The organism is Nitrospirillum iridis (assembly GCF_014205765.1).
In the GTDB taxonomy this organism is placed as follows: Bacteria; Pseudomonadota; Alphaproteobacteria; order Azospirillales; family Azospirillaceae; genus Nitrospirillum; species Nitrospirillum iridis.
Window position 1 is genome coordinate 577,905 of sequence record NZ_JACIIZ010000001.1, and the last position, 13,947, is coordinate 591,851.

Consider the following 13,947-nt stretch of genomic DNA (forward strand, 5'->3'; position numbering starts at 1 on the left):
AGGCTTAGTAGCCCTCGCGCTCCAGACGCTTGCGCAGCAGCTTGCGGGCGCGGCGAATGGCTTCGGCCTTCTCGCGGGCGCGCTTCTCCGAGGGCTTCTCGTAGTTGCGACGCAGCTTCATCTCGCGGAAAATGCCTTCGCGCTGCATCTTCTTCTTGAGAGCGCGGAGGGCTTGATCGACGTTGTTGTCACGAACCAGCACTTGCACGGGACGTCACCACTCCAAAACAGAGAAAAGGTTTTACGGGTAATAGCCAAGACGCACGGTCGCGCAGGCAGCCCGATCGGAGGACGGTGATATAACACAGGCCTCCTGCCCTGTGAAGCCTTTCCCGCCGCAATGGCGCGGGCCCCCCATGCATCCGCCGGGGATGTGCCCGCCTTGGCGCCTGTGTCCCCTGGCTTCGCTTGACCAAAAGGACAGGGCAAACGGCATGGGATGACAGCCGGGGGGCGTCCGTGGAAACTGACAGGATTCCACTTATATAGCATGGGTGCCGCCACCGGGTGCGGATCCCGCGCCCGACACGCCTGACGCAGGGAAAGGGGGAGCATTGGCCATCCTGAAGATCGCCCGTATGGGGCACCCAGTGTTGCGGCGGCCGGCCGTGCCGGTGGACGAGCCGATACCCGCCGTGGTGCGCCAACTGGCCCAGGACATGATCGAAACCATGGTCGATTCGTCGGGCGTGGGCCTGGCCGCCCCACAGGTGCATGTCGGCTGGCGGGTCATTGTCTTCCGCGTTCCGGCCGACCGCGCCGCCGGGGAGAACGTCGAGGCCCAGGTGCTGGTCAACCCGGTGGTCGAGCCGCTGTCGGAAGACATGCAGTTCGGCTGGGAGGGGTGTTTGTCCATTCCCGGTCTGCGTGGCGCCGTGCCCCGGTACAATCATATCCGGTATCGCGGTCTGGCGCTGGACGGCACGGTGGTGGAGCGGGAGGCCCGGGGCTTCCACGCCCGCGTGGTGCAGCATGAGTGCGACCACCTGGATGGCGTCCTGTACCTGGACCGCATGAATGACCTGCGCTTCCTGAGCTTCACCGAGGAAATGAAGTATTTCGGTGCCGAGCCTGTGCCCAAGCTGCCCGGCTGACCGCTGACGGGGAACTGGAGGCGGGATGGGCGCCAGCCTATACTACACGCCATCCGCGCGGCCGCTCAGAGGGCCGCCGACCCAGAAGGGACATCCCATGGTTGCCGCCGCCCCCCCGTCCGATTCCATTCCCGACTCCCCGCCGATCCCGGATGCGCGGCTGGGCTTGCGCGACCGGCTGATGCTGGCGGTGCTGCCCCATGTGGCGTTCGACGGCTGGTCGGTGGTGGCGCTGCGCCAGGGGGCGGCGGATGCCGGCATGGATGACGCCCAGGTGGCGGCCTTGTTCCCCGGGGGCGTGGCGGACGTGGTGGCGCAACTCAGCGATTGGGCCGACCGTACCATGATGGTGCGACTGGCGGGCCGGGACCTGTCGGCGATGAAGGTGCGGGCCAGGGTGGCCTTGGCCGTGCGCGTCCGGCTGGAGGTGCTGGCCCCATGGAGTGAGGCGGTGCAGCGCGCCACCTCCTTCCTGGCCATGCCCACCCAGATGGCCTTGGGCGCCCGGCTGCTGTACCGCACGGTCGACGCCGTCTGGTACGCCGCCGGCGATCAGTCGACGGATTTCAACTACTACACCAAGCGGGCCCTGCTGGCCGGGGTGCAGACGGCCACCGTGCTGTACTGGCTGAGCGACCGGTCGACGGAGCATGCCGACACCTGGGCCTTTCTGGACCGCCGCATCGAAAATGTGATGGCTCTCGGCAAGGGCTTGGCCACGCTGTCCCTGCCCAAGGCGGCGTCGCTGAAGGGGCTGGCCAGCCTCATGCCATCGCCCCTCCGCTTTTCCCGCCATTTGCGCCAGCGGCCCTGATCGGGCGGCCTGGATTACGGCCGCTGACCGGCGGGCGGTGCCGACCGCCATTTGAGTCACGCGCTTACAAGAAAGGCCCGGACGGTGTGTCCGGGCCTTTCGTCATGGGCGCCCGCGTTAGCGGCGCTCAGTTGTCGTGGCTGACTTCCACGTCCTTGGTTTCCTTCACGAACAGCAGGCCGATCACGAAGGTGATGGCGGCGATGATGATCGGGTACCACAGGCCGGCGTACATCTGGCCGGTGGTGACCACGATGGCCAGCGAGATGGCGGGCAGGAAGCCACCGAACCAGCCGTTGCCGATGTGGTAGGGCAGGGACATGGAGGTGTAGCGGATGCGCGACGGGAACATCTCCACCAGCATGGCGGCGATGGGGCCGTAGACCAGGGTGACGTAGATGACCAGGATCCACAGCAGGAAGGTCAGCATCGGCTTGTTGATGGCGGCCTCGTCGGCCTTGGCCGGGTAGCCCGCGGCCTTCACCGCCTCCGCCACCGCCTTGTCGAAGGCAGCCTTCTTTTCCTTCACATCCGGCGCGGTGCCGTCATAGCTGTCGATGACGGTGTCACCGATCTTGATCTGCGCCACGCTGCCGGCACCGCCGTCAACCGCGGTGTAGGGCACGCTCTTGGCTACCAGCGCCGCCTTGGCCACGTCGCAGCTGGACGTGAACTTGGATGTGCCGGTGACGTTCAGCTGCCAGGTGCATTCCGCCGGGTCGGACGTGACGGTCGCGGGTGCCGCCGCCATGGCCGCCTCCAGCGCCGGGTTGCCGAAGTGGGTGATGCCCCGGAAGATGGGGAAGTAGGTCAGGATGGCCAGGGCCAAGCCGGCCAGGATGACCTTCTTGCGGCCGATGCGGTCGGACAGGGAACCGAACACCACGAAGAACGGGGTGGCGAACAGCAGGGCGATGGCCGCCAGGGTGTCGGCGGTGTTGGGGTCGATCTTCAGCGTGCTCTTCAGGAAAATCTGGGCGTAGAACTGGCCGCAGTACCAGACGACGGCCTGGCCGGCGACGACGCCGAACAGGGCCAGCAGCACGAACTTCAGGTTATAGAGGTTGCCGAAGCTATCCAGGATGGGGGAGCTGGAGGTCTTGCCCTCCTCCTTCATCTTCTTGAACAACGGCGATTCGTCCAACTGCAGGCGGATCCACAGCGACACGGCCAGCAGCAGCAGCGACACCAGGAAGGGGATGCGCCAGCCCCAGGTTTCGAAGTCCGTCTTGGACAGGCTGGTGCGGCAGGCCAGGATGACCAGCAGCGACAGGAACAGGCCGCCGGTGGCGGTGATCTGGATCCAGGCGGTGTAGGCGCCGCGCTTGCCGTGCGGGGCATGCTCGGCCACGTAGGTCGCGGCCCCGCCATACTCGCCGCCCAGCGCCAGGCCTTGCAGCAGGCGGAGCGAGATCAGCAGGATGGGCGACAGCACGCCCACCGCCTCATAGCTGGGCAGGAAGCCGATGACGGCTGTCGACAGGCCCATGATGACGATGGTGACCAGGAAGGTGTACTTGCGGCCCACCAGATCGCCCAACCGGCCGAAGACCAGGGCGCCGAAGGGGCGGACGAAGAAGCCGGCGGCGAAGCCCAGCAGCGTGAACACGTCCTTGGCGCCCTGCGTCGGCAGGCCCGAGAAGAACCGGGCGCCGATGATGGTGGCGAGCGCGCCGTAAAGATAGAAATCGTACCACTCGAACACCGTGCCGAGGGACGAGGCGAAGATGACCTTGCGCTCCTCCTTCGTCATGCGGGTCGAGGCCCCACTGGCCGTTGCGCTGCTGGCGATGTTCGCCATCGTGACTTCCTCCCATGGATGTTCTGATATGGCTGCGGCGAAAGGCGGGTCGGCTGGCCTTCCCGATCCCGGAAACTCCTAGGGGGCGGGCGGTGACGCCGCGCACCGTTGGTGGCTCCCCCCGGGCCCTCAAAAGGGACCCAAAAGACGAGCCCGGATGTCGGGCATGGATGTCGGATCTGTTCGCCGCTGGCCCCCTTCGCGTCCGTCCCCTCACCCGGGGCAGGGCCCCGGGCCTGACACTCAACCGCTTGGTGGGCCCCGTTGGCCGGAGCCTCATGCGGGTCCCCGGTGCGGGGCCCGCGTTCGCCTGGGTTCCGCACCGGATTTCCCTGTCCGCGCGGCCATTTGCCACGTGGACAAGAGGTACCGGTACCGTCCCAAGCCCTGCGAAGGTAGCATCTCAGTCTTGAGCGGGCAACATGGCAATCGCGCGCCAAGTCCCAACAAATCATAGGGATAGCGCCGTCGTTCCAACGGTTTGGGGGCTGTCGTAAAAATTTGATGAAGGGTGTTGCAACCGGGGACCGCACCCGGCAAAGTGCGGGCCGCGTGGGCCTGTAGCTCAACGGTTAGAGCCGGCCGCTCATAACGGTCTGGTTGCAGGTTCGAGTCCTGCCGGGCCCACCATTTCCTTGATTTTTCCCACATATTCTAAAGAACGCCGGATGGATGGCGCAGGTGGGCGCGTGCTTCACGCCGTCCGTTTCGGGACGCCCTGACGAGACTCAGGTTTTCACCTTAATTTTTTGCTTTATGGTTAACCGGCATGGTGGCGGCGCGGTTCCGTCCGGGATTAGGCAGGGGGACAGATGGCGGCGGAGCGGATGCACGAGGGGCTTGGGCTGGCGGCGAACCGGTTGGGCCGGCGCAAGCTGTTGGTGGGGGCCGGCGCCAGCCTGATGCTGGCGGGTTGCGCCGTATCCGTGGAGCGCGGCGGCAAACCGGCGGTGCTGGAGGAACGGCACCTACCCCTGAGCCTGGTGCCCATTCGCGCCACGCCGGACCGCATCACCCGCGTCACCGTCTGCACCCGCCCCTTCCGCGCCCAGGGCCCCCGGCTGGAGGTGGAGCGCATCGGCGAGAAGCGGGTGGTGCATCACTATGGCCATGGCGGCAGCGGCTGGTCCCTGTCCTGGGGCACGGGCCTGGCCGCCACGGAAAAGGCCATGGCGCTGGGCGAGCGCGACATCGCCGTCATCGGCTGTGGCGCCATCGGCCTCACCACCGCCCTACAGCTGCAACGGGCGGGTGCCAAGGTCACCATCTACGCCAAGGACCTGCCGCCGGACACCCGATCCAGCTTCGCCACCGGCGTGTGGTCGCCGGATTCGCGCATCTGCCTGGAACAGCACGCCACGCCCGAATTCAAGGCGGCGTGGGCGCGGATGTGCCTGACCTCCTTCCAGGCCTATCAGAACCTGCTGGGCCTGCCCGGCACGCCCGTCGAGTGGGTGGACAATTATTTCGTGGCCGACCAGGCCAACCGTGATCGTCATGAGGCGGTGACCGATGGCCGCCCGCCCTTCGCCGATGATCTGCAGCATGAGCTGCTGCCCACCCTGACGCCCCATTCCGCCGAGGTGCCGGCGGGCCTGCATCCCTTCGGCGCGCGGTACGTTCGGCGCGGCGCCAACATGGTGTTCAACATCTCGACCTACGCCCGTCTGCTGCTGGCCGATTTCCACGCCAATGGCGGCCGCATCGAGATGCAGGAGTTCCACACGCCGGCCGATTTCGCCCGCCTGCCGCAGAAGGTGCTGGTCAATTGCACCGGCTATGGCGCCCGGGCGCTGATGGGCGATAGCTCGATCATTCCGGTGCGGGGCCAGCTGGCGCGCATGATCCCGCAGGACGATGTCCATTACGGCCTGTTCTACAACGGCGTGTCCTTCGTGCCGCGGCGCGACGGCTTCGTCTTTCAGGTCATCGGGCCGGATGACTATTACGGCTATGGCGACGACACTGTGGAACCGGATCGGCCGCTGGCGGAGCAGGCGGTGCGCACCATCGCCGGCCTGTTCCCTCCGCCGGCCTTCGGCTGAGGGCGGCCCCGCTCCTGCGGCCCAATGACCCGGCGGCGGCCCGGTCGCCGCTTTTTCCGGGCGATGGGATTGATTTATGGCCGCGGCTCCGCACCTTCTAGCGGCAGCCGGCCGCGCGGAACCTGTTGGGGGCTTCTTTCTTCGGCCGAATGCTGACACCCAGGGAGGGAAGGGTAAAATGTCTCGTGTCTCCATCCTCGCGCTGGCCCTCGGGCTGGCCGCGTCCAGCCTGGCGCTCACGGCCAGCGCCGCCACCCCATCGGCCAACACCCCATCGGCCGCCATCACGGCCGCGATCGCCGACGTCAATCGGCCCCAGGCCGACAGGGATCGCGATGGCGACCGCAAGCCCGCCGAGATGCTGGCCTTCGCCGGGGTGAAGCCGGGCGACAAGGTGGTGGATTTCATGCCGGGCGCCGGCTATTTCACCCGCCTGTTCGCCAAGGCGGTGGGCCCCAAGGGCCGGGTCTACACCCTGCTGCCGGGGGAATTGGCCACCCGCTCGCAGAAGGCGGTGGATGGGCAGAAGGCCCTGGCCCAGGACAAGGCCTATGGCAACATCGTGCCGCTGGTCCAGCCGGTCAACGCCCCCGTCTTCCCCGAAAAGGTGGACGTGGTCTGGACCTCGCAGAACTATCACGACCTGCATGACGCCTTCCTGGGCCCGGCCGACGTGGCGGCCGTCAACAAGGCCATCTTCGACGCGCTGAAGCCGGGTGGCGTCTATATCGTCCTGGACCATGCGGGCGACAAGGGCTCTGGTCTGCGCGATACGGAAACCCTGCATCGTATCGATCCCGAAACAGTGAAGAAGGAGGTTGAGGCCGCCGGCTTCGTGCTGGATGGCGAGGATGACGCCCTGCGCAATTCCGCCGACAACCACAGCCTCAAGGTCTTCGACCCCAGCCTGCGGGGGCATACCGACCAATTCGTCTTCAAGTTCCGCAAGCCGAAGTAAGGCCGGACGGAAATCCGCTCTCCGGGGCTGCGCGGTGGCATCGAAGCCATTGCGCAGCCCATTGTTTTTGCGGACCCTTTACCCATGGGCCGCGTCGGTGCGGCCCCAATGACCAAAGGGGGCGGGCATGATGTGGGCGCGGGCGGCGGTGTTGGCTTTCGGTGTGGTCTTGGCAGCGGCGGGGGCGGCGGCGGGGGCGCTGGCGGCGGAACCCTACAAGGTCCTGGACGGCTATGCCCGCCATGGCCACCAGGAGCGGCTGAACACCCCCGGCGATGAGATCGACTGGCTGAGGAAGAACCGCTTCGTCCATGGCGAACTGGACGATTTCCCCGCCGACGCCATCGTGCTGCACCGGGTGGACATCGAGGGTTATCTGGACCAGCTGGGCTACAAGGGCCACTACACCCACCTGTCCTATGGCTTCACCGATCCCACCGACCTGTGGGTGGTGCGCAAGGAGGGTGCGCGACCTTTCGTCGTGGCGCGCGGCCTGCCCGGCGCCGGCGGCATCACCACCCAGGTGGCGGAACTGCAGGCCATGGGCGCGCGCCGCGTCATCCATGTCGGTACGGCCGGGCTGCTGTCGCCCGACGTGCCCTATGGCCAGATCATCGTGTCCGATGGGTCCTACCGCGACGGCGGCGGCTTCCTGCTGGCACCCGATGCAAAGGGACAGGTGGCCCGGCCGGATGCCGCGTTCACCGCCCAGGTGCGGGCGGCGGCGGCCCGGTCCGGCCTGCCCAGCGCCCGGGGTGTGGGCTACACCATGCCCATCTATTATTTCCAGCCGGGCAGCATCCTGCGCGACCTGCTGGCGATTCGGGGGCCGGACAAGCCCACCTTCGTGGAGATGGAGGAAGGGTCGTTCTTCACCCTGGCCACCCTCATGGGTCTGAAGGCCGCCAGCATCGTCGTGGGCTCCGACCGCCTGGTCAATGACGGGGGGCGTCTGCACCAGTCGCTGTGGGATGGGGATCTGGACGCGCTGGAGTTGGCGGCGTTCAAGGTGGCGGTGGAGGCTTTGGCCGGACCTTGAGGCGCCGCGCCGCAGGTCCCGCGTTGATCAACGATTGCAAAAATAGGGGAAGGGACTGCACATATTGACCCCTATTTAGCTTCCGATGAGGTCCGGGGTGGGGCAAGTGCTGAGTGAGGGGGGGGCGCTGGATCCACCGGCGGGCGGGTGCCGGCTTGCAGGCTTGGGTTTATCCCGCCGCGGCGTGCTGGTGGCGGCGCTCTATTTTCTGGTGGCCCTGGCTTCGGTACTGACGCTTAGCTCGGTCGTGCCGCCATTTGAGGCGCCGGACGAGCCGGCCCATTTTCTCAAGGCCGACTCTATCGCCAGGGGGCAGGTCAGGCCCCGGGTCATTGGGGATGAGCGGGGAGGAGAGGTCGACGGGGCCATCCTCAGGCTGATCCACACCTATCAGCCCCACATCACTAAGCTGTCACCGGTTTCGCCCGCCGTGGCCGATGACGCGGCGGCGGTACGGTGGTCGAACGACCACGCGCAGGTCACCTTCTCCAACACGGCACAATACGGTCCCTTTTTCTATTTGCCGCAGGCGGTGACGTTGGTCCTGGGGCGCCTGATCGACCTGTCGGTCGATGAGTCCTACCGTCTGGCCCGGGTAGCGGGGGCGTTGACCAGCATACTGCTTGCTTCCGCCGCCATTGCGCTGGCCAGTTGGGGGCGGCCGCTGCTGGTCGTCATGCTCCTTACGCCCATGTATCTATTTCTGACAGTATCGGTGTCCCAGGACGGCCTGCTTATTTCGGTGGCGGCGCTCTATGCCGCGTTGCTTACCAGGCTCTGGTCCCGAACTCCCGAGACGGGCTGGCTGACCGTGGATCGGACCTTTCTGGTGGCGCTGGCATGCGCTTGGATGCTCGCCTTGGCGCGTCCGCCATACATGCTGCTTGCCCTTTTGCTGGTTCATCCGAGAGGGCCGGGTGTCCAGGCTCTGCTGCGCCGGCGCAATTTCCTCAAGGGTCTGGCGACCCCGCTTCTGGCGCCTGCCGTTACTATAGCTTCCGCTATCCTTTGGCTTTTCTGGGCGCACGTCCCGGGGACACGGCTTGCCCTCGACCCGACCATCGATGCCGGTGCGCAATTAAAACTGATCCTTACCCAGCCCTGGCGTATCCCGCTCATCATCGCCAACAGCGGCTCCGCCATCGAAGATGTCGCATCGCATATCATTGGCGTGCTGGGCTGGCTCAGCATCGTGCTCCATTCTTGGGCGTATGCGGTGGGATGGTGGGCTATAGCGTTGGCGGCTATAGCCGTGCTGTTGCATCGATCCGGTGCCTCCTTCCGGGTAGCGGGGGCGGCTTGGCCGATCATCCTCACAGTATGCGGTGGTATCGCCTTAGCCCTTTACGTCACCTGGACGCCTGTGGGGGCCTCCAGGGTGTTGGGAATGCAGGGACGTTATTTCAGTCCGCTTTTTTCGATGGGCGTCCTGGCGTTGCCGTCGCTGCCCGTTGCTTTTGCCGGTGCCCGGTTGATGCGCGGCCGGTGGGTGGAATACGTGCGGGAAGGCATGGCAGCATTGGCCTGTGCGGGCATGGTGCTGGTGCTGATGCACGGTCTGGTGCTGGTGCGCCATGCCTATCTTGGCGTTTAGCGGCCAGGGGGCCATGCGGCGCGAGGGGCTGTGACCGGCCTCATCTCGCAAAGCCGCGGCGGCGTGCCTAGCTAACGGTGGCAGTTCCGTCGCGGTTCGCAGAAAGGACCGGTCCCCCCGTGTCGCTCACCATTCCCCTGTCCGTTTTGGACCTTTCCCCCATCGTCGAGGGCGGCACGGCCGCCCAGGCCCTGCGCAATACCCTGGACCTGGCCCGCCATGCCGAGGCCCTGGGCTACCGCCGTTTCTGGGTGGCGGAACACCACAACATGACCGGCATCGCCAGTGCGGCCACCTCCGTGGTCATCGGCTATATCGCGGGCGGCACCAGCCATATCAGGGTGGGGGCGGGGGGCATCATGCTGCCCAACCACGCGCCGCTGGTGATCGCCGAGCAGTTCGGGACCCTGGAGTCGCTCTACCCCGGCCGTATCGATCTGGGGCTGGGTCGCGCGCCCGGCAGTGACCAGCGCACCGCCTGGGCATTGCGCCGCGACCGCAGCGATAACGGCGACAACTTCCCGCGCGATGTACAGGAGTTGCAGGCCTATTTCCGCCCGGCTCAACCCGGGCAGGCGGTGCGCGCCGTGCCTGGCGCCGGGCTGAACGTGCCGCTGTGGATCCTGGGGTCCAGCACCTTCGGCGCCCGTCTGGCGGCGGAGCTGGGGTTGCCCTACGCCTTCGCCTCCCACTTCGCGCCCGATCAGTTGATGGAGGCGCTGCACCTCTACCGCCAGCACTACAAGCCCACGGCGGCCAATCCCAAGCCGCACGCCATGGTGGGGGTGAACGTCTTCGCCGCTGATACGGATGACGAAGCGGAGGTGCTGTTCACCTCTCTGCAGGAACGCTTCGTGGCCCTGGCCCGGGGCAACCCCGGTCCCCTGCGCCCGCCCCAGCCGGGCATCCAGTGGAGCCCGGAGGAGCGCGCCTGGGCCGACCGGGCCCTGCGCTACTCCGTGGTGGGCGGGCCGGAGACGGTGCGCCATGGCCTGTCGGCCATCGCCCAGCAGACCGGGGCGGACGAGATCATGGTGACCGCCGCCATCCACGACCACGCCGCCCGCAAGCGCTCCTTCCAGATCACCGCCGAGGTGGCGGGGCTCCTCGCGCGCCCCACCAGCTCCTGAGGACGGCGACGGCCTATCGCGTCATCTCTGGGACTGCTCCCGGGCCGCGCGGAACTCCGCCTTCCCGTACCATTTGGGCCAGGCGTCGCTGAACGCCAGGTCATGGCTGATGTCATAGAGCATGTTCACATCCGCCGCCCCGCCGGTGAAATCCATGGCGGGGGACCATTCGTCGGACGGCTGGTGATAGTGCAGGCGGGTGAATTCATCCAGCTTGGCCCGGCCCCAGTCGGCGCCGTTGGCGACACTGTCGATGCCGCTCTTGGCGTAGACGACGGGGATGCCGATCTTGGCCAGGTTGAAATGGTCGGAGCGGTAATAGCCGCCGCGTTCGGGGAAGGGCTCGGGGTTGACCACCTTGCCGTGGGTGGCGGCCCAAGCCTTCAGGCGGTCCTCCAGGTCCGACTTGCCGCCCCCCACCAGCACGACGTCGCGCACCGGGCCCAGCACGCCCAGCCCATCCATGTTGAATCCCGCCACTGTTTTGGCCGGCGCGACCAGGGGATGCAGGGCATAGTATTCGGACCCCAGCAGGCCCTGTTCCTCCGCCGTGTAGGCGATGAACAGCAGGCTGCGGTCGGGCTTGGCGCCGTGGGTGTAGCGCTTGGCCATCTCGATCAGGCCGGCGACGCCCGACGCGTTGTCCAGCGCCCCGTTGTAGATGGTGTCGCCGTTGACCGCCGGGCCCACGCCCAGATGGTCCCAGTGGGCGCCGACCATCACCACCTCATCGGGGCGCTTGGTCCCGGGGATCATGCCCACCACGTTGTGGGAGATGATGTCGCGCTCGGTGGGGGTGATGCCGACGGAAACCTTCAGGGGCAGGGGCACGGCCTTGAAGCCGCGCCGGGCGGCGCTGTCCTTCACTGTGGCGTAGTCCAGGCCGGCCGCCTGCATCATCTCCTTGGCCACGTCCAGCTGCACCCAGCCCTCGATGGCGCTGCGGCTGTCCAGGCCGCCGTCGGCCGGTATCAGGGTCAGCTTTGGAATGCCGTTGCTGTTGGCGACCACGCCCCAGGGATATCCCGCGGCGCGGGTCTCATGCACGATGATGGCCGCCGCCGCCCCGTGGCGGGCCGCCTCCTCATACTTGTAGGGCCAGCGGCCGTACCAGGTCATGGCCCCGCCGCCGAACAGGGCGGGGTCGCCGGTGGCGAAGCCGGGGTCGTTCACCAGGATCAGGACGGTCTTGCCGCGCACATCAACGCCGGCATAGTCGTCCCAGCCGAACTCCGGCGCGGTGATGCCATAGCCGACGAAGACCACGTCATTGTCCTTGACCTCGGCATGCGCGGTGCGCTGTCGGGTCCACAGCATCATCTGGGTGAAGTACTCATAGGCTAGCGTCTTGCCGTTTCCGGTGACCGTCAGCGGGCCATCGGCCTTGCTGGTGATCTCGGTCATCGGCACGTTCTGAAGATAGCTGCCCGCCACCGGCTTCAGCCCAATCTTCTTGAACTGCCCCTCGATATAGGGGACGGCTTTGTCCTCGCCGGCGGTGCCCGGCTTGCGGCCCTGGAAATCGTCGGAGGCGAGGATTTTCACGTGGCCGGACAACGCGCCCGCCGTCACCGGCGGGCCATCCTTGGAGGCCGCCAGGGCGGTGCCCGCCAGCAGCGCCAGGGACAGGGCGGCAGCACCCCGTATCGTGTGCGTCATGAGATGATCCCTGTTCTGGGAAATGCGAAGGCCGCACCCCCGGGGAAGGGGATGCGGCCCGGCGTTCGTTTCTTATTTGCCCATGGACTTGTCGCGGGCGGCCTTGAATTCCGCCTTGTCGTACCATTTCGGCCAGTCCGTGCCGAAGGCCAGCGGGCGGCTGAGGTCATAGATCATGTTGACCTCCATGGCGCCGCCGCTGAGGTCCAGATCGGGCGACCATTTGTCCGACGGCTGGTGATAACGCAGGCGGGTGAACTCGTCCTCCTTGGCTTTGCCCCATTCCGCCCCGTTGGCCACGCTGTCGATACCGCTGTGGGCATAGATCACCGGGATGCCGATCTTCGCCAGGTTGAAGTGGTCGGAACGGTAGTAGTAGCCGCGCTCGGGGAAGGGCTCGGGGTTCAGCGCCATCATGTGGGCGTCGGTCCAGGCCTTCAGCCTGTCCTCCAGGTCGGACTTCCTGCCGCCGACCAGCACGATGTCGCGGGTCAGGCCGACACTGCTCAACATATCCATGTTGAAGCCCGCGACCGTCTTGTTGGGCGCGAACAGCGGATGCTGGGCATAGTATTCCGAGCCCAGCAGGCCTTGCTCCTCCGCCGTGTAGGCGATGAACAGCAGGGTGCGGTCGGGCTTCGGCCCCTTGGTGTAGCGCTTGGCCAGTTCGATCAGGCCGGCGACACCGGACGCGTTGTCCATGGCGCCGTGATAGATGGTCTCGCCGTTGATGGCCGGGCCGATGCCCAGATGGTCCCAATGGGCGCCGACCAGCACCATCTCATCCGGGTGCTTGGTGCCCGGGATGGTACCGATGACGTTGTGGGAAACCACGTCGCGTTCCGTGGGGGTGATGCCGACGGACATCTTGAGGGGCAGGGGCACGGCCTTGAAGCCGCGCCGGGCGGCGCTGTCCTTCATCGTGTTGTAGTCCAGGCCGGCGGCCTCGAAGATGGCCTTGGCCTGGTCCAACTGCACCCAGCCTTCAACCGCCGACCGGGTTTTCAGGCCGCCGTCGGCCGGCATCAGGCTCAGCTTGGGAATGCTGCCGCCGTTGGCGACCACGCCCCAGGGGTATCCCGCGGCCCGGGTCTCGTGCACGATGATGGCTGCGGTCGCCCCGTGGCGGGCCGCCTCCTCAAACTTGTACATCCAGCGGCCATACCAGGTCATGGCGCCGCCGCCGAACAGATTAGCGTCGCCGGTGGCATAGCCCGGGTCGTTCACCAGCATGATCACGGTCTTGCCGCGCACGTCCACGCCGGCATAGTCGTCCCAGCCGAACTCCGGCGCCGTGATGCCATAGCCCACGAACACCATGTCGCTGTCCTTCACCTGGACATGCGGCGTGCGCTGGCGGGTCCAGACGATCATGTCGCTGAAGTACTCCAGCGACAGGGGGACGGCCTTGGGGCCGGTGATGACCATGGGGCCATCGGCCTTGCTGATGATTTCCGTCAGCGGCACGTTCTGAAGATAGCTGCCGTCCACGGCTGGGGCCAGACCGGCCTTCCGGAACTGGTCCTGGACGTAGGCGATGGCCTTGTCCTCGCCTTCCGTCCCTGGCTTGCGGCCCTGGAACTCGTCGGACGCCAGGATGCGGATGTGCTCGGACAGCGCGCCGGCCGTCACCGGCGCCACATCCTTGGTCACTTTTTCTGCCGCCACGGCCGGCAGGGTCAACGCCGCCGCCAGTGCCGCCACGGCCGTGCCCTTCAACAGGGCCCTTTTCATAGGGGTTCGCACGATATCTGCGTTCCTTGTCGTTGTCCGCGCCCTCCGCCAACAATCGCGGGCGGACACCAAATGATTG

At 66.7% G+C, this 13,947-nt stretch carries 11 protein-coding genes and 1 tRNA gene; 8 read left to right on the forward strand and 4 right to left on the reverse strand.

The window, feature by feature from the left end; genetic code table 11:
- Window positions 1-4: 4 nt before the first annotated feature.
- Entirely contained in the window at window positions 5-208 is a 204-nt protein-coding gene (gene rpsU, locus FHS74_RS02535; protein WP_012567245.1) for a 30S ribosomal protein S21, read from the reverse strand.
- A gap of 346 nt (window positions 209-554) precedes the next feature.
- On the opposite strand from rpsU, the gene def reads away from it, so the two are divergent.
- Together def and FHS74_RS02545 are read left to right on the forward strand one after the other, a co-directional pair.
- Entirely contained in the window at window positions 555-1,094 is a 540-nt protein-coding gene (gene def, locus FHS74_RS02540; protein WP_184797112.1) for a peptide deformylase, read from the forward strand.
- A gap of 97 nt (window positions 1,095-1,191) precedes the next feature.
- Window positions 1,192-1,908 carry a COQ9 family protein gene (locus FHS74_RS02545; protein WP_184797114.1) on the forward strand — a complete coding sequence of 239 codons (717 nt, stop codon included), beginning with the start codon at window positions 1,192-1,194 and terminating at the stop codon, window positions 1,906-1,908.
- A gap of 127 nt (window positions 1,909-2,035) precedes the next feature.
- Here the strand turns inward: FHS74_RS02545 and FHS74_RS02550 are convergent, their stop codons facing one another.
- Window positions 2,036-3,709, reverse strand: coding sequence for an MFS transporter (locus FHS74_RS02550; RefSeq protein ID WP_184797116.1), 1,674 nt, complete (start codon window positions 3,707-3,709; stop codon window positions 2,036-2,038).
- A 554-nt stretch (window positions 3,710-4,263) separates the two neighbouring features.
- Here FHS74_RS02550 and FHS74_RS02555 point away from each other — a divergent pair.
- The 6 genes from FHS74_RS02555 to FHS74_RS02580 all read left to right on the forward strand — a co-directional run bounded on the left by FHS74_RS02555 (window position 4,264) and on the right by FHS74_RS02580 (window position 10,475).
- Window positions 4,264-4,339, forward strand: a tRNA-Ile gene (locus FHS74_RS02555).
- Between the two features lie 182 nt (window positions 4,340-4,521).
- Window positions 4,522-5,754, forward strand: coding sequence for an FAD-dependent oxidoreductase (locus FHS74_RS02560; RefSeq protein ID WP_246462861.1), 1,233 nt, complete (start codon window positions 4,522-4,524; stop codon window positions 5,752-5,754).
- A 178-nt stretch (window positions 5,755-5,932) separates the two neighbouring features.
- Window positions 5,933-6,712 (forward strand): class I SAM-dependent methyltransferase, encoded by a 780-nt coding sequence (locus tag FHS74_RS02565; RefSeq protein ID WP_184797117.1) that lies wholly within the window; start codon window positions 5,933-5,935, stop codon window positions 6,710-6,712.
- Window positions 6,713-6,839: 127 nt separating this feature from the next.
- Complete coding sequence (locus FHS74_RS02570; protein ID WP_184797119.1) at window positions 6,840-7,751, forward strand: phosphorylase family protein; 912 nt, start codon at window positions 6,840-6,842, stop codon at window positions 7,749-7,751.
- Window positions 7,752-7,914: 163 nt separating this feature from the next.
- Entirely contained in the window at window positions 7,915-9,345 is a 1,431-nt protein-coding gene (locus FHS74_RS02575; protein WP_184797121.1) for a DUF2142 domain-containing protein, read from the forward strand.
- Window positions 9,346-9,464: 119 nt separating this feature from the next.
- Window positions 9,465-10,475, forward strand: coding sequence for an MsnO8 family LLM class oxidoreductase (locus FHS74_RS02580; protein ID WP_184797123.1), 1,011 nt, complete (start codon window positions 9,465-9,467; stop codon window positions 10,473-10,475).
- A gap of 21 nt (window positions 10,476-10,496) precedes the next feature.
- Here the strand turns inward: FHS74_RS02580 and FHS74_RS02585 are convergent, their stop codons facing one another.
- Together FHS74_RS02585 and FHS74_RS02590 are read right to left on the reverse strand one after the other, a co-directional pair.
- Window positions 10,497-12,134: a M28 family metallopeptidase gene (locus FHS74_RS02585; protein ID WP_184797125.1), complete on the reverse strand. Its 1,638-nt coding sequence runs from the start codon at window positions 12,132-12,134 to the stop codon at window positions 10,497-10,499.
- Window positions 12,135-12,206: 72 nt separating this feature from the next.
- Window positions 12,207-13,868: a M28 family metallopeptidase gene (locus FHS74_RS02590; RefSeq protein ID WP_184797127.1), complete on the reverse strand. Its 1,662-nt coding sequence runs from the start codon at window positions 13,866-13,868 to the stop codon at window positions 12,207-12,209.
- Between the last annotated feature and the right edge of the window lie 79 nt (window positions 13,869-13,947).